This is a genomic window from Limnohabitans sp. 103DPR2, assembly GCF_001412575.1.
GTDB lineage: Bacteria > Pseudomonadota > Gammaproteobacteria > Burkholderiales > Burkholderiaceae_C > Limnohabitans_A.
The window spans coordinates 132,541-153,634 of the sequence record NZ_CP011834.1 but is presented as its reverse complement, the minus strand read 5'-3'; the positions used below and the strand labels follow the sequence as shown (position 1 = coordinate 153,634).

At 56.2% G+C, this 21,094-nt stretch carries 20 protein-coding genes; 18 read left to right on the top strand and 2 right to left on the bottom strand.

Annotated features, from left to right (window positions below; translation table 11 throughout):
• The first annotated feature begins 36 nt into the window (after nt 1-36).
• The 14 genes from L103DPR2_RS00635 to L103DPR2_RS00570 all read left to right on the top strand — a co-directional run bounded on the left by L103DPR2_RS00635 (nt 37) and on the right by L103DPR2_RS00570 (nt 15,458).
• Nucleotides 37-591 (top strand): outer membrane protein assembly factor BamE, encoded by a 555-nt coding sequence (locus tag L103DPR2_RS00635; protein ID WP_082466836.1) that lies wholly within the window; start codon nt 37-39, stop codon nt 589-591.
• Between the two features lie 8 nt (nt 592-599).
• Nucleotides 600-1,436 carry a 4-hydroxy-tetrahydrodipicolinate reductase gene (dapB, locus tag L103DPR2_RS00630; RefSeq protein ID WP_055361750.1) on the top strand — a complete coding sequence of 279 codons (837 nt, stop codon included), beginning with the start codon at nt 600-602 and terminating at the stop codon, nt 1,434-1,436.
• An 8-nt stretch (nt 1,437-1,444) separates the two neighbouring features.
• Nucleotides 1,445-2,089 (top strand): MotA/TolQ/ExbB proton channel family protein, encoded by a 645-nt coding sequence (locus L103DPR2_RS00625; protein ID WP_055359284.1) that lies wholly within the window; start codon nt 1,445-1,447, stop codon nt 2,087-2,089.
• Nucleotides 2,090-2,121: 32 nt separating this feature from the next.
• Nucleotides 2,122-2,556 carry an ExbD/TolR family protein gene (locus tag L103DPR2_RS00620; protein WP_055359282.1) on the top strand — a complete coding sequence of 145 codons (435 nt, stop codon included), beginning with the start codon at nt 2,122-2,124 and terminating at the stop codon, nt 2,554-2,556.
• Nucleotides 2,557-2,617: 61 nt separating this feature from the next.
• Entirely contained in the window at nt 2,618-5,284 is a 2,667-nt protein-coding gene (gene leuS / locus L103DPR2_RS00615; protein WP_055359281.1) for a leucine--tRNA ligase, read from the top strand.
• A 38-nt stretch (nt 5,285-5,322) separates the two neighbouring features.
• A complete protein-coding gene (locus tag L103DPR2_RS00610; RefSeq protein WP_335337953.1) occupies nt 5,323-5,880 on the top strand; it encodes an LPS-assembly lipoprotein LptE in 558 nt (185 codons plus the stop codon).
• 37 nt (nt 5,881-5,917) lie between these two features.
• Nucleotides 5,918-6,973, top strand: a complete 1,056-nt coding sequence (holA, locus tag L103DPR2_RS00605) for a DNA polymerase III subunit delta (protein WP_055359280.1) — start codon at nt 5,918-5,920, stop codon at nt 6,971-6,973.
• 125 nt (nt 6,974-7,098) lie between these two features.
• On the top strand, nt 7,099-8,100 hold the full coding sequence (locus L103DPR2_RS00600) for a Bug family tripartite tricarboxylate transporter substrate binding protein (protein ID WP_055359279.1): 1,002 nt from the start codon (nt 7,099-7,101) through the stop codon (nt 8,098-8,100).
• Nucleotides 8,101-8,118: 18 nt separating this feature from the next.
• Entirely contained in the window at nt 8,119-9,405 is a 1,287-nt protein-coding gene (locus L103DPR2_RS00595; RefSeq protein ID WP_055359278.1) for a 3-isopropylmalate dehydratase large subunit, read from the top strand.
• Nucleotides 9,398-9,907: a LeuD/DmdB family oxidoreductase small subunit gene (locus L103DPR2_RS00590; protein ID WP_055359277.1), complete on the top strand. Its 510-nt coding sequence runs from the start codon at nt 9,398-9,400 to the stop codon at nt 9,905-9,907. Before L103DPR2_RS00595 ends, L103DPR2_RS00590 begins: the two co-directional genes overlap by 8 nt.
• Nucleotides 9,904-10,839: an isocitrate lyase/PEP mutase family protein gene (locus L103DPR2_RS00585; protein WP_055359276.1), complete on the top strand. Its 936-nt coding sequence runs from the start codon at nt 9,904-9,906 to the stop codon at nt 10,837-10,839. The genes L103DPR2_RS00590 and L103DPR2_RS00585 overlap by 4 nt, the downstream gene beginning before the upstream one ends.
• A gap of 24 nt (nt 10,840-10,863) precedes the next feature.
• The gene (locus tag L103DPR2_RS00580) at nt 10,864-12,129 is read left to right on the top strand and encodes a glutamate-5-semialdehyde dehydrogenase (protein WP_055359275.1); all 1,266 of its coding nucleotides are present in this window, start codon (nt 10,864-10,866) and stop codon (nt 12,127-12,129) included.
• Between the two features lie 11 nt (nt 12,130-12,140).
• Nucleotides 12,141-13,436, top strand: a complete 1,296-nt coding sequence (gene gshA / locus L103DPR2_RS00575; RefSeq protein ID WP_055359274.1) for a glutamate--cysteine ligase — start codon at nt 12,141-12,143, stop codon at nt 13,434-13,436.
• 153 nt (nt 13,437-13,589) lie between these two features.
• Nucleotides 13,590-15,458, top strand: coding sequence for a potassium transporter Kup (locus L103DPR2_RS00570; protein ID WP_055359273.1), 1,869 nt, complete (start codon nt 13,590-13,592; stop codon nt 15,456-15,458).
• Nucleotides 15,459-15,465: 7 nt separating this feature from the next.
• Here the strand turns inward: L103DPR2_RS00570 and asd are convergent, their stop codons facing one another.
• Nucleotides 15,466-16,308 (bottom strand): archaetidylserine decarboxylase, encoded by an 843-nt coding sequence (gene asd, locus L103DPR2_RS00565; RefSeq protein ID WP_055359272.1) that lies wholly within the window; start codon nt 16,306-16,308, stop codon nt 15,466-15,468.
• A 98-nt stretch (nt 16,309-16,406) separates the two neighbouring features.
• Entirely contained in the window at nt 16,407-17,462 is a 1,056-nt protein-coding gene (locus tag L103DPR2_RS00560) for a cupin domain-containing protein (protein WP_055359271.1), read from the bottom strand.
• Nucleotides 17,463-17,599: 137 nt separating this feature from the next.
• On the opposite strand from L103DPR2_RS00560, the gene L103DPR2_RS00555 reads away from it, so the two are divergent.
• Genes L103DPR2_RS00555 through L103DPR2_RS00540 form a run of 4 tightly spaced genes read left to right on the top strand, consistent with a single transcriptional unit; the run spans nt 17,600 to nt 21,094 of the window.
• Nucleotides 17,600-18,529, top strand: a complete 930-nt coding sequence (locus L103DPR2_RS00555) for an ATP-binding cassette domain-containing protein (RefSeq protein ID WP_055359270.1) — start codon at nt 17,600-17,602, stop codon at nt 18,527-18,529.
• Entirely contained in the window at nt 18,526-19,341 is an 816-nt protein-coding gene (locus L103DPR2_RS00550) for an ABC transporter permease (protein ID WP_197274892.1), read from the top strand. The genes L103DPR2_RS00555 and L103DPR2_RS00550 overlap by 4 nt, the downstream gene beginning before the upstream one ends.
• Nucleotides 19,342-19,387: 46 nt before the next feature.
• Entirely contained in the window at nt 19,388-20,236 is an 849-nt protein-coding gene (locus L103DPR2_RS00545) for a 3-hydroxybutyryl-CoA dehydrogenase (RefSeq protein ID WP_055359269.1), read from the top strand.
• A gap of 54 nt (nt 20,237-20,290) precedes the next feature.
• Nucleotides 20,291-21,094 carry a crotonase/enoyl-CoA hydratase family protein gene (locus tag L103DPR2_RS00540; protein WP_055359268.1) on the top strand — a complete coding sequence of 268 codons (804 nt, stop codon included), beginning with the start codon at nt 20,291-20,293 and terminating at the stop codon, nt 21,092-21,094.

The following is a 21,094-nucleotide window of genomic DNA, read 5'->3' as shown; positions in this document are numbered from 1 at the left end:
CTACAATGACCCGATCATATGGCCTGCCAAGCATCCATGAAAAAACAAATTCGTCATCCTTTGCGCTCTCCCTGGACCTTGGGTCTTGTCATGCCCTTGCTGTTGGGCTTGCTCAGTGCCTGCAGTGTCCCCCGCTTGAATGTGGCCGCCGATGCGGTTTTGTACATCCCTGAGGTGGTTCAAGGCAACTTTGTGTCCAAAGAGCAAAAAGACTTTCTCAAGCCAGGCATGTCCCGCTTGCAAGTGCGTGAAGTTTTGGGCACCCCCTTGGTGTCCAGCGTGTTCCACGAAGACCGCTGGGACTACGTGTTCACCATCCGCCGGCAAGGTGTCCCACCCCAAAACTTCAGCTTGAGTGTTTGGTTCAAAGGCGAGCTCTTAGACCGGATCACTGGCGATGAGTTGCCTAGCGAAAACGAGTTTGTCACCAAATTGGTGGCGCAAAAGCCCAACCTCAATGTGCCCACGCTCGAAGCCAAAGACGAAGACTTGCGCAAATTCCCTGTGCCCGTTCGCAAAGCCGAGCCTGCCGCTGCGCCTGCTGCGCCCTTGCCCGCTTCTTATCCTCCGCTAGAACCCGCTTCGCGTTGATCAATCCCATGACCACAGTTTCTACACATTCTTCAGGCGCTGCGATCCACGCCATTGCCGTGGCTGGCGCCTCTGGCCGCATGGGCCACATGCTCATTGAAGCCATCACCCAGTCTGACGACTGCCGCTTGTCGGGCGCATTGGACCTGCCCACCAGCGCTGCGGTGGGCACCGATGCCAGCGCGTCTTTGGGCAAAGCCAGTGGCGTTTTGGTCACAGGCGATCTCAAGGCGGGCTTGCAAAACTCTCATTACCTGATTGACTTCACACGACCCGAAGGCACCTTGGCGCACCTCAAAGTGTGTCAAGCCTTGGGCGTGAAGGCGGTCATTGGCACCACCGGTTTTTCCGATGCCGAAAAAGCCGAAATCAAAGCCATCTCCAAAGACATCGCCATCGTCATGGCGCCCAACATGAGCGTGGGTGTCAACGTCACGCTCAAGCTGCTTGAAATGGCTGCCAAAGCTTTGGCCACAGGCTACGACATCGAAATCATCGAGGCGCACCATCGCCACAAGGTCGATGCGCCCTCGGGCACCGCCCTCAAAATGGGCGAGGTCATTGCGGACGCCTTGGGCCGCGATCTCAAAGATTGCGCCGTTTATGCCCGCGAAGGCGTCACCGGTGAACGCGATCCTTCCAGCATAGGCTTTGCCGCCATTCGCGGTGGCGACATTGTGGGCGATCACACCGTTTTGTTTGCCGGCACGGGCGAACGCATCGAAGTGACACACAAGTCTTCCAGCCGTGCCACCTATGCCCAGGGCAGCTTGCGGGCGGTGCGTTTCTTGGCAGGCCAACAAACGGGCCTGTTCGACATGTTTGACGTGCTCTCCCTTCGTTAAGTCTGCCCATGAGCTTGCTTACCTTTTGGCTGCAAGGCGACTTTGTCATCCGTCTCGTGGCTGTGGCGCTGCTGGCGCTGTCGGTCAGCACCTGGGTTGTCATTGTGTGGAAGTGGGCAGTGTTGCAACGTGTGCAGCACGACGTGCCTCAAAGCATTGCGGCATTTTGGCAAGCAGCGCAGTTCGATGACGCCTTGCAAAAAGTGGCGCAATTTGACCGCGACCAGTGCGTCAAACCCATGCTGGACGCCACGGTCTTGCCGTTGGGCGGCACTTTGGCCGCTGCGGGCGAGCGCGACCACCAACTCACCCGTGTGCTGCGCGACAGCATGCAGGCCACGGTTCGTCGACTGCAATGGGGCCAATTGATGTTGGCCACTGCAGGCGCCATCTCTCCCTTTGTGGGTTTGTTGGGCACAGTGTGGGGCATTTTCAACGCCCTCAGTGGCATGGCGGAAGCTGGACAAATTACCCTCGACCGCGTTGCAGGTCCTGTGGGTGAAGCGCTGGTCATGACCGCTGCGGGTTTGGCGGTGGCCATTCCTGCCGTGCTGGCCTACAACGTGTTGGGCCGCAAAGTTGCCCACATTGAAATTGAGTTGGAAGGTTTTGCCCAAGACCTGTTGAACTTGCTCACAGGTCGTCAGCGTTAACGCAGCGCTTCCACCCACACCCCCCACCCGCCATGGCCTTCGGTCGCTTTCCCCGCCCCACCCCCGCCAAACCCTTCAGTGACATCAATGTCACGCCTTTGGTGGATGTGATGCTGGTCTTGTTGGTCATTTTCATCCTCACGGCGCCCTTGCTCACCAGCGCCATTCGCTTGGATTTGCCACAAGCCAAGGCGGCCCAAGCAGGAGAAGCGCCTGAATCGCTCACGCTCAGCCTGAATCAGGCGCAAGAGCTGTTCTTAAACGACCAACCCATTGCCCTGACCGCCTTGCCCGAGGCCCTCCAGCGCATGGCCACGCAAAAGCCGCAGCTCGAGGTGCAGCTTCGGGTGGACCAATCGGTGCCCTATGGCCAGGTTTTAGAACTGATGAGCCTGGCCCAGCAAGCTGGGTTGAGCCGCATTGGCTTCGTGGCGGCGCCAGGATCGGGCAACAGTCCTGCACGCTAATGGCCCTGTGCCTGCCTTGACGGGGAATTCACCCCGCCAAACACCTACAATTTGCACCATCATGCAAGACAAGTACAACCACCTCGAAGTTGAGCCCGCGGCGCAAAGCCAGTGGAACGCTCGCGATGCCTACCGCGTTACCGAAGACGCCAGCAAAAAGAAGTTTTACGCCTGCTCCATGCTGCCCTACCCCAGCGGCAAGCTGCACATGGGCCACGTGCGCAACTACACCATCAACGACATGCTCACGCGCTATTTGCGCATGAACGGCTACAACGTGCTCATGCCCATGGGCTGGGATGCGTTTGGTTTGCCCGCTGAAAACGCCGCACTTAAAAACGGCGTGCCGCCCGCCAAGTGGACCTACGAAAACATCGCTTACATGAAGAAGCAGATGCAGGCCATGGGCTTGGCCATCGACTGGAGCCGCGAAGTGGCCACCTGTGATGACAGCTACTACAAGTGGAACCAATGGTTGTTCTTGAAGATGCTCGAGAAGGGCGTGGCCTATCGCAAGACGCAGGTTGTCAATTGGGACCCGATTGATCAAACCGTGTTGGCCAACGAGCAAGTGATTGACGGCAAAGGCTGGCGCACAGGTGCGGTGGTTGAGAAGCGCGAGATCCCTGGCTACTACTTGAAGATCACCGATTACGCTGAAGAGTTGCTCGACTTTGTCACCGGCGACAAGTTGCCCGGTTGGCCCGAGCGCGTGAAGCTCATGCAAGAAAACTGGATTGGCAAATCCACTGGTGTGCGTTTTGCCTTCCCGCACGACATTCGTGGAGCCGATGGTCAGCTGATTCAAGACGGCAAGATGTATGTGTTCACCACACGACCCGACACCATCATGGGCGTGACCTTCTGCGCTGTGGCCCCGGAGCATCCATTGGCTGCGCATGCAGCCCTTACGCAACCTGCTTTGGCGGCCTTCATTGAGACCTGCCAAAAGGGCGGCACCACCGAAGCCGAGATGGCTGTCAAAGAAAAAGAAGGCATGCGCACGGGCTTGTCCGTCACGCACCCGCTCACAGGCAAACCTGTGGAAGTGTGGGTGGGCAATTACGTGCTCATGAGCTACGGCGATGGCGCCGTGATGGGCGTGCCAGCGCACGACGAGCGTGATTTCGCGTTTGCACTCAAATACCAATTGCCCATTCAGCAAGTGGTGGCCTCCAAAGGCGTGACCTTCAGCCACACCGAGTGGCACGATGGCTTTGGCGACAAGGTCAACGGCGTGCTGGTCAACTCCGGCAAATACGATGGCTTGAATTTCAAAGACGCCTTAGAAGCCGTGGCCGCCGACTTGGCTGCCAAAGGTTTGGGCGAGAAGAAAACCACTTGGCGTTTGCGTGACTGGGGCATCAGCCGTCAGCGTTATTGGGGCACTCCCATTCCCATCATCCATTGCGATGAACACGGCGCCGTGCCCGTGCCCGAAAAAGATTTGCCTGTGGTGCTGCCGCAAGATTGCATCCCCGATGGCTCTGGCAATCCGCTCAACAAACACGAAGGCTTCCACGCAGGTGTGGTGTGTCCCGTGTGCGGCAAACCCGCGCGCCGCGAAACCGACACCATGGACACGTTTGTCGATTCGTCCTGGTACTTCATGCGCTATTGCGATCCCAAGAACACCGAGCAAATGGTGGCCGAAGGCGCCGACTACTGGATGCCGATGGACCAGTACATTGGCGGCATTGAACACGCCATTTTGCACTTGCTCTATGCGCGCTTCTGGACCAAAGTGATGCGCGATTTGGGCTTGGTCAAAGTGGACGAGCCTTTCACCAAGTTGCTCACGCAAGGCATGGTGCTGAACCACATTTACTCTCGCCGCACCGACAAAGGTGGCAAGGATTATTTCTGGCCCCACGATGTCGAGCACGTGTTGGCCGACGACGGCAAAGTCATTGGCGCGCGTTTGAAAAATGCGGTGGGCGATTTGCCTGTGGGCACCGCCATCGATTACGAAGGCGTGGGCACCATGTCCAAGTCCAAAAACAATGGCGTCGATCCACAAGACCTGATTGAAAAATACGGCGCAGACACTGCGCGTCTGTACACCATGTTCACGGCACCGCCCGAAGCCACTTTGGAGTGGAACGACGCGGCCGTGGAAGGCAGCTACCGTTTTGTGCGCCGTGTGTGGAACTACGCGGTCAAAGTGGAAAGCGCTTTGAAAGTGGGTCTCACAGTCGACCGTTCTCAGCCCATCACCTTCAGTGCCGAGGCCAAGAAGTTGCGCCTCGAAATTCACTCGGTGCTGCGCCAAGCCAATTACGACTACGAGCGCATGCAATACAACACGGTGGTTTCGGCGCTGATGAAGATGCTCAACACGTTGGAAGACTCTCCGCTGTCGACTTCCAAAGATGTGAACGACAACGCCGCTTTGGCCGAGTGCTATTCCATTTTGCTGCGCGTGATGTACCCCGCCTGCCCACACTTGGCCTTCCAGTTGTGGAACGAGTTGGGCTACGGCACTTGCTGCGGCGATTTGCTCGATGTGGCTTGGCCTGGTGTGGACGAAACGGCTTTGCAACGTGACGAAATTGAACTCATGTTGCAAATCAACGGCAAGCTGCGTGGCTCGCTCACGGTGCCTGCGAATGCTGACAAAGCCGCCATTGAACAAGCGGCGGCGGCGCATGAGCAAGTGACCAAGCAAGGCACGCAGCCCAAGAAAATCATTGTGGTGCCGGGCCGATTGGTCAACGTGGTGTTGTAAGCACACTGCCGCACGCCAATCGCTTCAAAGCACACACCATGAACAAAGCCCCACAGTTGCTAACCCGTCGCCAATCGCTGCAAACCTTGGGGCGCAGAATGGCGGGTGGCGTGCTGTTGAGTGGCGTGGCCGCTGCAGGCTTGTCGGGCTGCGGTTTTCAATTGCGCCAAAGTGCCGACTTGCCCTTCAAGTCTTTGTTCCTGATCTTGCCGCGTCAATCGGCATTGGGCGTAGACCTGCGCCGTCATTTGGCCAGCAATGCCAACTTGACCGTCTTCACCGAAGCCAAAGACATGGCGGCCAGTGAGGTGGTGCTGGACGTGATGTCTGAAGTTCGTGAGCGCGTAGTGGTCGGCCTCAACGCATCGGGTCAAGTGCGTGAATTGCAACTGCGCTTGAAAGTGAAATTTCGCTTGCGCACACCGCAGGGCAAAAATTTGATTCCCGAAGTGGAGTTGCAGCAGCAGCGCGACCTGAGCTTCTTGGAGTCTGCGGCTTTGTCCAAAGAAATTGAAGAAGCCATGATGTACCGCGACATGCAAGTGGACATCGTGCAGCAAATGTTGCGACGCTTGGCCGCCGTGAAGTCGCTTTGACAAGCCTGCACTTGTTGCGCGATTAAAGTTTTCTCCCATGCAACTGGCCCTGCCTCAAATCCAAGCGCATTTGCAAAAAGGTTTGCGCAGCTTGTACACCTTGCATGGCGATGAGGCCCTGTTGGTGCAAGAGGCCGCAGACGCCATTCGCGCCGCAGCACGCAGCCAAGGCTTTACCGAGCGCAGTGTGCATGTGGTGTCGGGTGCGCACTTTGATTGGAGTGAAGTGTTGGCAGCCGGCGGCTCGATGAGCTTGTTTGCCGACAAGCAACTGTTGGAGATTCGCATTCCCACGGGCAAGCCTGGCAAAGAAGGCAGCCCCATGATTCAGCAGCTGGCACAAACCGCAGAAGGCAATGACAGCACCTTGACCTTGTTCATCTTGCCGCGATTGGACAATGCCACCAAGAAAGGTGCTTGGTTTGGTGCACTCGATCAGTACGGCGTCACGGTGCAGATTGATTCACTCGACCGTGCGCAGTTGCCGCAATGGATTGCGCAGCGCTTGAAGTTGCAAGGGCAAAGCGTGGTGGCAGGCCAAGATGGCCAAAATTGTTTGCAATTTTTTGCCGACCGTGTTGAGGGCAACTTGTTGGCGGCCCACCAAGAAATTCAAAAACTGGGATTGCTGTATCCGGCAGGCGAGCTGACGCAGTCCCAAGTTGAAAGCGCCGTGCTCAATGTGGCGCGCTACGATGTGTTCAAACTCTCAGAGTCGGTGTTGTCGGGGCAAGTGGCACGTGTGCAGCGCATGCTCGATGGCTTACAAGCTGAAGGCGAAGCTGCGGTGTTGGTGCACTACACCTTGGCCGAAGACATTCGAGCGCTTAAGCGCGTCAAAGACGCGATGGCCGAAGGAAAGCCCTTGCCCATGGCCTTGCGCGAGCAACGCATTTGGGGCGTTCGCGAAAAACAATTTGAGCGGGTCTTGCCACGTTTGTCGGCCAGCCGCCTGGCGCAATTGCTGCAAAACGCCCACCAAGTGGATGGCATTGTCAAAGGTTTGAAAGTAGCAGATTGGCCTACCGACCCCTGGCAAGCATTGCACCGTCTGGCCTTGCGCGTAGCCAGCGCTTGTGCTGCCAAAAACTAAAGTCATTTGACTTGTGGCGCGCTGTGAGGGCAACTCACAGACGCAAGCTCAAACCCCAGTCATTTGCTTGCAAAGAGGGGGCTTGGGCCTACACTCACCGCATCCCAATTCAGGAGAGACAAGCCATGCCATTTGCTTTTTCGTCGTTGCGCCGTCAAGCCTTGTTGACTGTGGCACTGCTCGGTGCCCAAACTTTGTTTTCTGTGCAAGCCCAAACGGCAGCAGACAGCAACTTCCCTTCACAGAGCATCAAAATATTGGTGGGCTTTGCCCCCGGTGGCAGCTCCGACACGGTGGCCCGCATCATGGTGCCCAAGTTGACCGAGTTGTTCAAGCAAAACGTCGTGATCGACAACAAGCCCGGCGCTGGCGGCAACATTGCCACCGACTTGTTAACCAAGGCGACGCCCGATGGTCACACCATCATGCTGGGTACCGTGGGTTCTTTGTCGGTGAACCAGCACTTGAACAAGTTGAACTACGACCCCGTTGTCGACACGGCAGCCTTGACCTTGTGCGTGGTGTTCAGCAATGTGTTGGTGGTCAACTCGGCCAGCGATGTCAAAACCTTTGACGACTACCTGAAACAAGCACGCCAAGAAAATTCCAAGATGTCCTTTGGCTCATCTGGCATTGGCGGCGGCGGTCATTTGGCCGGTGAGTTGCTCAAAATTGCAGCCAACTTGAACAACCAGCACGTGGCCTATCGCGGGGGTGCGCCTGCCATGAACGATTTGCTTGGCGGTGTGTTGCCCTCCATCTTCTCAAGCCCCACTGATGCGGTGCAGCACATTCAAACCGGTAAGTTGCGCCCGCTGGCCACCACCGGTGCCAAGCGCTTAGAGGCTTTGCCGAACGTGCCCACCATTGCAGAGTCAGGCTATCCTGGTTTTGAAGCAACCAATTGGTATGCCTTTGCGGCACCTGCCAAAACATCACCTGAAGTCATCAAGCGTTTGAACGCGGCCTTGGTGGCCACTTTGAAAGATCCCGGTGTGGTGGCGCAATTGCGCAAGCTGGGCTTAGAGCCTACGCCCACCACGCCAGCTGAAGCGTCCCGTTACATCAAGGCCGAGAGCGACAAGTGGGGCAGTGTGGTTCGCAAAGCGAACATCAAAGGCAGTTAATTTTTCAGAAAGCACATCATGGGTTTGACCCTCGCAGAAAAACTATTGGCGCGCCATGCCGGTTTGCCAAGCACCCGCGCGGGTGACCTGGTGGTGGCCAACGTCAGCTTCGCCATGGTGCACGATGCACGTGCGCCCAATGCCATCCGCATGGTTGAAAAAATGGGCGCCAAATCTTTGCCCTTTGCTAACAAAACGGCTTGGGTGCTCGATCATTTTTCACCACCGCCCACGGTGGAGGCGGCGCAAGGCCACACGGCCATGCGCAAATTTGCCGACGAACATGGCAGCGTGTTGTACGACATTGGCGATGGCATTTGCCACCAAGTGATGCCCGAAGGTGGCCACCTCACATGCGGTGATTTGATTGTCGGTACCGACACGCACTCTGTGACGTATGGCGCTTTCAATGCGTTTGGCACAGGCATCGAGGGCACCGACGTCAGCGCCGTGATGGCCACAGGCAAAGTGTGGTTGCGAGTTCCCGAGTCTGTGCGCGTCACCCTCAAGGGCCACTTGCAGCCTGGCGTCTGGGCCAAAGACGTGACCTTGCACATGCTGGGCAAATTTGGCGCAGAAGGCTTGAACTACCGCGCCATTGAATACGTCGGTTCGGCTGTACAGGCCATGGAAATCGACGACCGCATGACGCTGTGCAACCACGCCGCCGAGCTGGGGGCCAAAGCTGCATTGCTCGAGGCCGACGAAAAAACCTTTGCCTGGCTCAAAGCCCATGGCGCCAAAACGCCCGCGCCTTTGAGTGCCGATGCCGATGCGCATTACGCCGATCACTTTGAGATCGATGCATCGCAACTGGCCCCGCAAGTGGCGCGCAAACATTCCGTCGACGACATCGTGTCGGCGCACGAGGTGGTGAGCCAAAAAATCAATTTCGCTTTAATTGGCACATGTACCAACGGCCGTTTGGACGACATCCGTCAAGCCGCTGCGGTGCTCAAAGGCAAGCGCGTGGCCAAAGGCGTGCGCATGATCATCACGCCCGCTTCACGCCAAATTTATCTGGCGGCTGCGCGTGAAGGCCTGATCGAAGCTTTGACCGAAGCCGGTGCGTCCGTCGAAGCCGCCGGCTGCGGCACCTGCGTTGGCATTACCAATCACCTGATTCCAGGCGACCGCGAAGTGGTCATCTCCAGTGCCAATCGCAATTTCCAAGGCCGCTTGGGCAACCACGATGCCGACATTTGGTTGGGCTCTGCAGCCACCGTGGCGGCCTCGGCATTGACCGGCTACATCACCGATCCCCGCACTGTGGCGGGCGGCCAGTGGGAGGCTTCACATGCTTGATCACACCCTTCAAGGACGTGTTTACCGTTTGGGTGACGACGTCAACACCGACCTTAATTGCTCGGGCAAGTACTTGCCTGGCAAAGACGAAGCCTTCATTGCTGCGCAAGCCTTTGATGCGGTGTCACCCGGTTTTGCGTCTCGCTTTGTCGCGGGCAGCGTCATCGTGGCGGGCACGCACTTTGGCATCAACTCGTCGCGTGAACAAGCTGTTCACATCTTGCGTCGCATGGGTGTGGCAGCCATTGTGGCGCCCTCGTTTGGCCGCCAATTTTTCCGCAACGCCATCAACAATGGCCTGCCCGTGATTGAGTGCGATGTGGCCAGTATTGAAGAAGGTGACACGCTGCGCATCGACATGGCTGGCCAAAAACTAGAGGTCACCAACCGCCATGTAATGCGACCTTTGGGCGCAGTGCCTGAAGCCATCCTGGCCATTTTGGCCGAAGGCGGTCTCATTCCCTTTTTGAAAAAATACCCTGATTGGAAAATCACAGCATGAGCGCAACGCCAATCCCTGCAGAAAGTCAGCGCGCACTTACGCCGACTCAGTTGCGTCAACAGTTGCGGGCCAAGCTCAAGCAAGCACAGCAGGGCGGCCCCGCGGTGGTGGCGCCTGGCGTGTACGACGGCTATGGCGCGCGCATGGTGCAGCAACTCGGATTTGAAGCGGTCTACATGACAGGCAACGGCGTGTCGGCCACCTTGTTGGGCCGCCCCGATGTGGGTTTGGTCGACTTGTCATTGATGTCCGGTCATGCCCGCCGCGTGGCCGCGTGCGTCAACTTGCCCCTCATTTGCGATGCCGATACCGGTTATGGCAACGTGGTGGGCGTGCGCCGCACCATTGAAGAATTTGAAGCGGCAGGGGTGGCAGCCATCCACATGGAAGACCAAATTTCGCCCAAACGCTGCGCCCAATTGCCGGGCGATCGCAGTGTGTTGCCGTTCCGCGAGGCTGTTGCCAAAATTGAAGCGGCCGTGGCGGCGCGCAAAGACGATCAGTTCATGATCATTGCCCGCACCGACAGCGTGGGCGCCGAAGGCCTGGCAGCAGGCATTGCCCGTGCGCAAGCCTTTCAAAAAGCAGGCGCCGATGCTGTGTTCGTCGAGCTGAAAGCCCATCCCGGCTTGCTGGACGATCTGAAGCAAATCTCAGCTGCTTTGACCATTCCTTGCACCGTCAACATCGATGCCGGTGGCCCTTTGCTTGGCTTGCCCGCAACCCAGTTGCACACCCATGGCGTGGCCTTGGCCATTTACCCCGCCTTGCTGCGCAATGCGGTGGGTTTTGCCATGCGCGAGGCCTTGCAGCACTTGCAAACCGACGGCCACACCCTGGCGGCCAAGCCGCGTCAGCTCACTTCCAAAGAGTACAACGACTGTTTAGGGCTGCCAGAAGTTGAGAATTGGGAGCGTCAGTTCCCCGTTTGAGCACAAGAGTGCGAAAATAGGGGCATGAACGCATCCATGCAGACCCTCGGGCAACAGGCCAAAGTTGCCTCCGCCTTGATGGCCAAAGCCTCTACGGCATCTAAAAACAAAGCCTTGAAACGCTTGGCAGCCTTGCTGCGCGAGAGTTCGGCTGCCTTGCAAATCGACAATGCCAAAGACTTGTCTCGCGCAGAGTCAGCCGGATTGTCTGCCCCCATGGTCGATCGTTTGCGCCTCACGCCCAAGGTCCTTGAAACGTGTGCAGAAGGTTGCGAACAGCTGGCCGCCATGCCCGATGTCATTGGCGAAATTTTGGGCATGAAACAACAACCCAGCGGCATTCGGGTGGGTCAAATGCGTGTGCCCATTGGTGTGTTCGGCATGATTTTCGAAAGCCGTCCCAACGTCACCATTGAAGCTGCCAGCTTGTCGATCAAGAGCGGCAACGCTTGCATCTTGCGCGGCGGCTCTGAAGCCATTGAGTCCAACAAAGCGCTGGCCTTGTTGGTGCAGCAAGCCCTGCAAGAGTCAGGTTTGCCAGCCGATGCGGTGCAGTTGGTGCAAACCACCGACCGTGAAGCTGTGGGTCAACTGATCACCATGCCCGAGTATGTCGACGTCATCATTCCTCGCGGCGGCAAAGGCTTGATCGAGCGCATCAGCCGTGATGCCAAAGTGCCCGTCATCAAGCACCTCGATGGCAATTGCCATACGTATGTGGACGACCCTTGCGATGTGGCCATGGCCGTCAAAGTGGCCGACAACGCCAAAACGCAAAAGTACAGCCCCTGCAATGCCAGCGAAGGCTTGTTGGTGGCCCAAGGCGTGGCCGCTGAATTTTTGCCACTCATTGGCAAGGTGTATGCCGACAAAGGCGTTGAAATGCGCTGCTGCCCGAAGTCCAAAACCATCTTGTCGCAAGTGGCTGGCGCCAAACTGGTGGAAGCCACCGAGCAAGATTGGTTTGAAGAGTACTTGGCGCCCATCATCAGCATCAAGGTGGTGGACGGTCTCGACCAAGCTATTGCCCACATCAATCATTATTCAAGCCATCACACCGATGCCATCCTTACGCGCAACCACATGCATGCGCAGCGCTTCTTGCGCGAGGTGGATTCGGCCAGCGTCATGGTCAATGCCAGCACGCGTTTTGCCGATGGTTTTGAATTTGGACTGGGTGCCGAAATCGGCATCTCAACCGACAAGTTTCACGCCCGAGGTCCTGTGGGGATCGAAGGCCTCACATCACTCAAGTACGTCGTACTGGGTGAAGGTGAAGTGAGAAATTAACAAAGGCTGCTATGGTTCCGCATTTAGTCACTGCCCTCAACGGGCCCATCAACGAACTCGAGCAGCGCGTGCTCGACTCCATGCCCGCCATCGAGCGTTGGTTTCGCTTGGAGTGGATGGAGCACACACCGCCCATTTACACCTCGGTCGACATTCGAAACGCCGGCTTCAAGCTGGCGCCGGTCGACACCAACTTGTTTCCTGGCGGCTGGAACAATCTGTCGCAAGAGATGCTGCCGTTGGCGGTGCAAGCTGCGCAGGCGGCCATTGAGAAGATCTGCCCTGAGGCCAAAAACCTGCTGATCATTCCCGAGAACCACACACGCAATACGTTCTACTTGAGCAATGTGGCGCAACTTCAGCGCATCTTCCACATGGCCGGTTTGAATGTGCGCATTGGTTCGATCAATCCCGAGATCAAAGAGTTGACGACGATTGAGTTGCCAGGCGGCGATCAAGTGACCCTTGAGCCCGTCTTGCGCTCCAAGCACCGTGTGGGCTTGAAAGACTTTGACCCCTGCACCATTTTGCTGAACAACGATTTGTCGGCCGGTGCGCCTGGTATTTTGGAAGACTTGCACGAGCAGCATCTCTTGCCACCTTTGCACGCAGGTTGGAGCGTGCGTCGCAAAACTTTGCACTTCCAAAGCTACGAAGAAGTCTCAAAGCGTTTTGGCAAGTTGTTGGGCATTGACCCCTGGCTCATCAATCCCATGTTCAACCAATGTGGCGATGTGAACTTTGCAGAGGGCCTTGGCATTGAGGCACTGCGCAGCAACGTCGACGCCTTGCTGACCAAAATCAAGCGCAAGTACAAAGAGTACGGCATCAACGAAAAGCCTTTTGTGGTGGTCAAAGCCGACAATGGCACTTATGGCATGGGCATCATGACTGTGCGCGATGTGGCCGACCTCGATGTGCTCAACCGCAAAACGCGCAACAAGATGAGCGTCATCAAAGACGGTCAGGTGGTCAGCGACGTCATCATCCAAGAAGGTGTGCTCACCAATGAGCGCATGAACGATGCCGTGGCCGAACCTGTGGTCTACATGATGGACCGCTATGTGGTGGGCGGTTTCTACCGCGTGCATGCCGAGCGCGGTGTGGACGAGAACCTGAATGCACCTGGCGCCAGCTTTGTGCCGTTGGCCTTTGCCGACACCCCACATTTGCCGCAGCCTGGCATGAAGCCTGGTGCCAGTGTGCCCAACCGCTTTTACATGTACGGTGTGATTGGCCGTTTGGCCATGTTGGCGGCCAGTTACGAGTTGGAAGCCACCGACCCCGAAGCCGAAGTTTACGACTAAAGCATTCGTAAATTCCCCTCAGTTGCTGCACTGCAACAACTGAGGGCAGCGCTGTCTTTTAGAGCACAGACTCCATGGCAATCTTTTGAAAACAGGCGCAAAATCGCGGTCATTCTGAACTAAGGCCCAGACTGGTTGCTGGGCTAATTTTTTGTGTCTTCAAGCAAATCTTCTTTAATGGCCCTGACCGTTGGCGCCATCGGCGTGGTCTATGGTGACATCGGTACCAGTGTTTTGTATGCGTTGAAGGAGGTCTTTGGCTCTGGTCATGTGGCTTTCACACCAGAGAACATCTACGGCATCCTTTCTATTTTCTTCTGGACGCTCACCACCATTGTGTCGGTCAAGTATGTGACCTTGGTGCTGCGTGCTGACAATCACGGCGAAGGTGGCTTGGTGGCCATGTTGGCCTTGGCCTCACAGTCAGTTAAGGACAAGCCGCGTTTGCGCAAAGTGCTCTTGATGGTTGGCATTTTTGGCACATGTCTGTTTTATGGCGATGGCGTGATCACACCTGCCATTTCGGTGCTCTCTGCCGTTGAAGGTTTGGAGATTGTGTCGCCTGCCTTTAAGAAGGCGGTCATTCCGCTGACCTTGTTGATTTTGTTTGTTCTGTTTGTGGTGCAAAAACGCGGCACTGCGGGCATTGGCAAATTTTTTGGCCCTATCACTTTGGTTTGGTTTGCGGCCATTGCCGTCTTGGGTCTGTACCACATCGCATCGCACCCTGAAATTTTGTGGGCCATCAGCCCGCACTATGCCGTGATGTTCATCTGGGAAAACCCAGGTACGACCTTCATCATTTTGGGCGCTGTGGTCTTGTGTGTCACCGGCGGCGAGGCGCTGTATGCCGACATGGGCCACTTCGGCAAACAGCCCATTCGACTGGCTTGGTTTACCACCGTGATGCCTGCGTTGACTTTGAATTATTTTGGCCAGGGTGCGTTGTTGTTGTCCAACCCCGAGGCTGTCAAGAATCCTTTTTACATGATGGCCCCTGAATGGGCGCTCATCCCCTTGGTCTGCTTGGCCACCATGGCCACGGTGATTGCATCGCAAGCCTTGATCACCGGTGCCTTCAGCGTCACCAAACAAGTGATTCAATTGGGTTACTTGCCCCGCTTACAAGTGCTTCACACCAGCGTGAAGGAATTGGGTCAAATCTACATTCCCTTTGTGAACTGGGGCTTGTTTGTTTTGATTGTGTTGGCGGTGGCCTTGTTCAAATCTTCCAGCAATTTGGCGGCGGCTTATGGCATTGCGGTGTGTACCGACATGTTGATCACCACCACGCTCACTTTCTTTGTGATTCGTTACGGCTGGAAATTGCCGCTGTCACTTTGCATTGGCGCCACCGGGTTTTTCTTTGTGGTTGACTTTGCATTCTGGGCCTCCAACTTGATGAAGCTCTTTGAAGGCGGTTGGTTCCCACTGGTCATTGCCGGCGGCATTTTCTTGCTCATGGTCACTTGGAGCGATGGCCGACGATTGTTGAACGAATCCATGAAGGCCGATTCATTTGGCTTGGTCGATTTCTTGGAAGCTATTTTTGTAGCGCCACCTGCCCGCGTGGAAGGCACGGCTGTGTTTTTAACTGCCGAAATTGGCAGCGTGCCCAACGCGCTGTTGCACAACCTCAAACACAACAAAGTGTTGCACCGACAAAATTTGTTTGTGACGGTGCGAAGCCATGAGGTGCCTTGGATTGGTTTGAACAAGCGCTTGGAAATTGAATCCTTGCATCACGATTGCTGGCAAGTGATCGTCAACTATGGCTTCAAAAATGATCCTGATTTGCCCAAGGCCTTGGAGCAGTTGAAAGTTCATGGCGCTGATTTGGATCCCATGACGACCAGTTACTTCTTGTCACGCGACATTGTCATTCCCACCATCGGTGGCGGCATGGCCACATGGCGTGAAAAGTTGTTTGCGCAAATGCACTTGAATGCCAGTGCGGCGGCCGAGTTCTTGAAATTGCCCAACAACTCTGTGGTGGAGTTGGGCTCCAAGATCGAGATTTAACGAAAGCTTAAATGCTGCTCATCGCCTCGCCCATGCGAAGTGGGCGAGTGCTGAGCCAATCGGCTGGAAATTGAATGCTGTTTTGCGGAAACAGCATCACCACCGTTGAGCCCAATAAAAACCGGCCCATCTCTTCGCCTTTTTGCAGTTGCACATCTTGCGTGTCGTAGCGCCATTCGCGCACCATGCCAGGACGCGGTGGGTTCACTTGGCCATGCCACACGGTGGCCATGCTGCCTACGATGGTGGCACCCACCAAGACCAAGACCATCGGTCCTTTTTCAGTTTCAAACTCGCACACCACGCGCTCGTTGCGCGCAAATAAACCTGGCACACCTCGCGCCGTGGTGGGGTTGACCGAAAACAAATCGCCAGGCACATGAATCATGCGCAGCAACTTACCTCCAATGGGCATGTGAATGCGGTGATAGTCGCGTGGGCTTAAATACAAAGTGGCGAAATGGCCATTTTGAAATTGCGCAGCCAGCTTTTCATCGCCGCCAACCAAAGCACGCGTGCTGTAGTGATGACCCTTGGCCTGAAAAATTTGATCTTTGTCGATGGGGCCGCATTGGCTGATGGCACCGTCCACAGGGCAGACCCAGGTGCTTGCCGCCATGGGACGAACACCGTCTCTCAAGGGCCGCGTGAAAAATTCGTTGAAGCTTTTGTAGTGCGCAGGATCAGCGTGAACGGCTTCGTCCATGTTGACTTGGTAACGCTTGACAAAGCGTTTGATCACCCAAGTGGTGAAACTGCCCCACTCGGCGCTGGCCAAACGGCCCGCCAGTTGGGTCATGGCCTGCTTGGGCATGAGGTATTGCGGCAATACTGCCAATTGATCGGACACAGGGGCTCCCTCGTTTCACTTGGGAGCTTATTGTAGGAGGCTTGCAGGCCGGATCCCTGCTGCCTGCCAACAAGACGCGATGGGACGCTATGTCCAGCTTAAAACTCTTGGTAAAAGCCCAAGGCGCGCTGGGTGGGGGCGTCGTCCACATGGAACAGGTAAGCGTTGCCGTTGCTGGCGCGGTGCTTGATCTGTGCGTGGGTGGGAATGGCCACGGTATCGCCTTCTGACCATTTCAGGGTGACGCCGTCGATCTCCGATTCACCGCGGCCTTCAATGACGTGCATGACCGAGCTGGCCGAGCGCGGACGGGGGCTGAAGTCCAAGCCATCCCGCAGCAACTGCGCAGAGAAGCCCAGCGTGGGTAAACAGGGCGCGCCGGTTTCGGGGTTCACATACGCCAGTTGAACCGCAGCGTCTTTGGGGGTGCCTTTGTCGAGGGCATTCAAGGCCTCTCGCACATCGACCCAGGGGTAACGAATTTGGGGGTATGCGGTGCGTGTTTTCAAGCTAAGAGACTCAAAGGGCACCAAGCCTGCACGGCGGTACTTGGTTTGCGAGGCGTCCAACTCAGCGCGGGCATTTTGCGATGGACCTTCTATGGCGTACGAGGCCTCCATGCTGTAAACCATGGGCAAATCCAAGGCATCCAGCCAGACCACGGGGCCCTTGCCTTCGTGGCCATGCTCGTGCCACAGACCTGCCGGTGTGAGGATCAAATCGCCTTTGTGCATGGGGCATTTTTCGCCTTGCACAGTGGTGAAGCCGCCTTCACCCTCCACCACAAAGCGCACGGCGCTGGGTGTGTGGCGGTGGTTGGGGGCAACCTCTCCGGGCAAAATCAATTGCATGCCCACGTAAATGTTGGGTGTGGCCACCAATTTTTCAATGCCATGGCCCGGATTGCACAAGACCAAGACACGGCGCTCGGCTTTTTCAATCGGCGTCAATTCGCCAGCGCGCATGAGTTGAGGGCGAACCTCTGCGTAGTGCCAAACAAAAGGCTGGGTGGCCCGCGCTGGTTTACCGCGCGGCAACAGCCCGCGCAATTGCGGCCACAGCGGTGCAATGGACAGGGCGGTCATGTCGGCGATGTAGTCGGCTGGCAAATCTTCCAAGCGGCCCAAAGCGTCAGAGTGGTTGGCGGGGTTCATGGTGTTCTTAAAGTCTCATTGGAGGGTTTTAATAAGTATACATATTGATGGGCGCTTCACCAAGTTCTCGCAGATTTCTAAAGGCGCTGATGGCTTGGGTCAGTCTGGCCTAAGGGTCTGCGAGGCACAATCGAGGGATGACAGATTTATTGAACGTAAAAAACCTCGTTAAACGCTTTGGCGACAACACCGTGGTGAACGATTTGTCGTTTCACATCGCCCCTGGCGAATGCTTGGGCGTGATTGGTCCGAACGGTGCTGGCAAGACCACCACCTTGCGCATGTGTTTGGGGCTCACCACACCCGATACAGGCAGCATCACTTACTTCGACAATTTGTCGATGCCCCAAGATGCGCTGGCCATCAAATCGCGCTTGGGTGTGGTGGCGCAAATGGACACCTTAGACCCCGACTTCACGGCCGAAGAAAACCTGTTGGTCTATGGCCGCTATTTCGGCATGAAAGACCGTGACATCAAAGCGCGCATTTCACCGCTGCTTGAGTTTGGCGCCTTGACCAGCAAGGCCAAAGCCAAGCCGGGTGAATTGTCGGGTGGCATGAAGCGCCGCTTGAGTTTGGCGCGGGCCCTCATCAACCAACCACAAATGCTGATGTTGGACGAGCCCACCACAGGTCTCGATCCACAAGCGCGCCATTTGATGTGGGAGCGTTTGCAAATGCTGATGCAAGAAGGCAAATCGATTTTGCTCACGACGCATTTCATGGACGAAGCAGAGCGCTTGTGCGATCGTTTGTTGGTGATTGACCATGGCCAAAAAATTGCAGAAGGCAAGCCGCGCGATTTGATTGCACAGCACCTCGAGCCCGATGTGGTGGAGTTGTATGGCCAAGGCGCCTTGGCTTTGGCCGCCAAAGACTCGCCACTCAGACAACATGCGGCGCGTGTTGAAGTTAGTGGCGAAACGGTCTTTTTCTATACCTCACAAGCTGAGCCTTTGCTGCTGGCATTGCATGCTTGGCCGCACATTCGCAGTCTGCACCGCCCTGCCAATTTGGAGGATTTATTTTTGAAACTCACCGGCCGTCAAATCAGGGAGAACGCATGATGAACACACAGCATGTCATCCCTTCAGTATGGGCGCCGCCGCAACTCTCAATGCGCTGGTGGCCTGTGTTCTTGCGCAATCTGTTGGTGTGGCGCAAGTTGGCCATTCCCAGTTTGGTGGGCAACATTGCCGAACCCCTTATGTGGTTGGTGGCCTTTGGCTATGGCCTGGGTGCTTTGGTGGGCGAGGTGAACACCGGCGGGCAGCAAGTGCCCTACATCTTGTTCTTGGCCAGCGGTAGCATTTGCATGAGTGCCATGAATGCGGCGTCTTTTGAAGCTTTGTATTCAGCCTTCTCTCGCATGCACATGCAAAAGACGTGGGACGGCATCATGAACGCACCGGTTCGCCTCGACGATGTGGTGATGGCCGAAATGCTGTGGGCCGCTTACAAAGCGATCTTCACAGTGACCGCCATTTTGGGCGTCATGTTGGTGTTGGGCATCACGCACAGCTGGAAATTGTTGTTGGCGTGGCCCATTTTGTGGTTGGTGGGGGTGACCTTCAGCTGCATTGCTTTGATCTTCAATGCATTGGCAAAAGGCTACGACTTTTTCACGTATTACTTCACCTTGTTTCTCACGCCCATGATGTTTTTGTCGGGCATTTATTTTCCGCGCACGCAATTGCCTGAGTGGTTGCAAACCATCACCTCGTATTTGCCATTGACGGCCGCCGTTGAAATGGTGCGGCCACTTTTCCTCGATCAATGGCCCCAACACTTTGTGGGCAACGTGTGTTTGCTGGTGGGTGTTGCTGCGGCTGCGTTTTGGGTGGCACTGGCCTTAACGCGCAAACGTTTCAGGGCTTGATGCTCGGTTGTCATTTTCTTTTTCTTAACTTTTCATTTTTCAAATCATGATCATTCAAAAAGTAGGCATCATTGGCGCGGGCACCATGGGCAACGGCATTGCACAAGCATGCGCCGTCGCAGGCATTCCCGTGGTGATGGTGGACATTTCTGAAGCGGCAGTGGCCAAGGGCATCGCCACAGTGTCTGGCAGTCTGGACCGCTTGCTTAAAAAAGAAAAAATCACAGAGGCTGACAAAGCCGCTGCCTTGGCCAAAATTCAGGGCAGCACACACTATGAGGATTTAAAGCAAGCCGACTTGGTGATTGAAGCGGCCACTGAAAACCAAGACCTCAAAGTCAAAATTCTGAAGCAACTCGACGGCATGCTGGCGCCTGATGTGATCATCGCTTCCAACACCTCGTCGATTTCGATCACCCAATTGGCCGCTGTCACAAGCCGCGCCGATCGTTTCATTGGCATGCACTTTTTCAATCCCGTGCCCATGATGGCTTTGGTGGAAATTATTCGCGGCTTACAAACCAGCGAAGAAACACACGATGCTGTGCATGCCTTGGCCACCGCTTTGGGCAAAACCCCCATCACGGTGAAGAATGCGCCGGGCTTTGTGGTCAATCGCATCTTGGTACCCATGATCAACGAAGCGCTGTTTGTGTTGTCAGAAGGCTTGGCCACACCCGACGACATCGATGCTGGTATGAAGCTCGGTTGTAACCAACCCATTGGCCCGCTGGCGTTGGCCGACATGATTGGCCTGGACGTGTGCCTGGCCGTGATGGAGGTTTACCTCAAAGAATTTGGCGACAGCAAATACCGTCCTTGCCCCTTGCTGAAAGAGTTGGTGGCTGCAGGGCGTTTGGGTCGCAAGACCGGTCACGGCGTTTACCAATATTGATGTGGGTCAAGTGCACGGGGTGCACTTGTCTTTATTCTGAGTGCAAGGCGATTTATGACAAACATTCATCCTGAAGGCAGCATTGACTTGGAAGTGCGTGACGGCGTGCTGTTGATCGGCATCAACCGACCCAACAAGCGCAACGGTTTCACCCCCAAGATGTACCGCGAGTTGGGCGAGGCCTACACACGCCTAGACGATGAGCCTGCTTTAAGGGTGGGCGTCTTGCACGCCATGGGCGAGCACTTCACGGCGGGCCTTGATTTGCCCACCATCGCACCGCTCATGCAGCGCGGCGAAAAAGCCGTGCCCTTGGGTTTGGTCGATCCGCTCAACTTGGGCATGGAGGGCTATCGCCGCCGCACCAAGCCCATGGTGGTGGCGGTGCAGGGCATTACCTACACCTTGGGCATTGAGTTGATGCTGGCTGCCGACATCGTGGTCGCTGCCGACGATTGCCGTTTTTCTCAGCTAGAAGTGAAGCGCGGCATCATGGCCACGGGCGGTGCCACCTTGCGCATGGCCGAGCGTGCGGGCATGGGCAACGCCTTGTTGCACTTGCTCACGGGTGATGAGTTTGGCAGCGCAGAGGCCCTGCGTTTGAATTTTGTGCAGCGCGTGGTACCTGCAGGCGAGCAATTGAGCGAAGCTTTGAAGATTGCCCAATCGATTGCCGCACAAGCACCTTTGGCTGTGGTGGCCACGCGCCAGAGTGTTTTAAAGGCTGTCGAGCAAGGCCCTCTAGTGGCCATGCACGAGTTCATCTCAGTCCAAAAAACACTGTCCAACAGCGAAGACGCCAAAGAAGGCGTGCAATCCTTCATCGCAAAGCGCGACGCACGCTTCACCGGAAAATGA

Excerpts from the sequence above, each read along its gene's own strand:
- L103DPR2_RS00550 (WP_197274892.1), top strand. The coding sequence starts at position 18,526 with ATGATGAACACACAGCATGTCATCCCTTCAGTATGGGCGCCGCCGCAA.
- L103DPR2_RS00555 (WP_055359270.1), top strand. The coding sequence starts at position 17,600 with ATGACAGATTTATTGAACGTAAAAAACCTCGTTAAACGCTTTGGCGAC.
- dapB (WP_055361750.1), top strand. The coding sequence starts at position 600 with ATGACCACAGTTTCTACACATTCTTCAGGCGCTGCGATCCACGCCATT.
- L103DPR2_RS00625 (WP_055359284.1), top strand. The coding sequence starts at position 1,445 with ATGAGCTTGCTTACCTTTTGGCTGCAAGGCGACTTTGTCATCCGTCTC.
- L103DPR2_RS00620 (WP_055359282.1), top strand. The coding sequence starts at position 2,122 with ATGGCCTTCGGTCGCTTTCCCCGCCCCACCCCCGCCAAACCCTTCAGT.
- L103DPR2_RS00580 (WP_055359275.1), top strand. The coding sequence starts at position 10,864 with ATGAACGCATCCATGCAGACCCTCGGGCAACAGGCCAAAGTTGCCTCC.
- L103DPR2_RS00545 (WP_055359269.1), top strand. The coding sequence starts at position 19,388 with ATGATCATTCAAAAAGTAGGCATCATTGGCGCGGGCACCATGGGCAAC.
- L103DPR2_RS00590 (WP_055359277.1), top strand. The coding sequence starts at position 9,398 with ATGCTTGATCACACCCTTCAAGGACGTGTTTACCGTTTGGGTGACGAC.
- L103DPR2_RS00600 (WP_055359279.1), top strand. The coding sequence starts at position 7,099 with ATGCCATTTGCTTTTTCGTCGTTGCGCCGTCAAGCCTTGTTGACTGTG.
- gshA (WP_055359274.1), top strand. The coding sequence starts at position 12,141 with ATGGTTCCGCATTTAGTCACTGCCCTCAACGGGCCCATCAACGAACTC.
- leuS (WP_055359281.1), top strand. The coding sequence starts at position 2,618 with ATGCAAGACAAGTACAACCACCTCGAAGTTGAGCCCGCGGCGCAAAGC.
- L103DPR2_RS00635 (WP_082466836.1), top strand. The coding sequence starts at position 37 with ATGAAAAAACAAATTCGTCATCCTTTGCGCTCTCCCTGGACCTTGGGT.
- L103DPR2_RS00610 (WP_335337953.1), top strand. The coding sequence starts at position 5,323 with ATGAACAAAGCCCCACAGTTGCTAACCCGTCGCCAATCGCTGCAAACC.
- holA (WP_055359280.1), top strand. The coding sequence starts at position 5,918 with ATGCAACTGGCCCTGCCTCAAATCCAAGCGCATTTGCAAAAAGGTTTG.
- L103DPR2_RS00540 (WP_055359268.1), top strand. The coding sequence starts at position 20,291 with ATGACAAACATTCATCCTGAAGGCAGCATTGACTTGGAAGTGCGTGAC.
- L103DPR2_RS00560 (WP_055359271.1), bottom strand. The coding sequence starts at position 17,462 with ATGAACCCCGCCAACCACTCTGACGCTTTGGGCCGCTTGGAAGATTTG.
- L103DPR2_RS00585 (WP_055359276.1), top strand. The coding sequence starts at position 9,904 with ATGAGCGCAACGCCAATCCCTGCAGAAAGTCAGCGCGCACTTACGCCG.
- L103DPR2_RS00595 (WP_055359278.1), top strand. The coding sequence starts at position 8,119 with ATGGGTTTGACCCTCGCAGAAAAACTATTGGCGCGCCATGCCGGTTTG.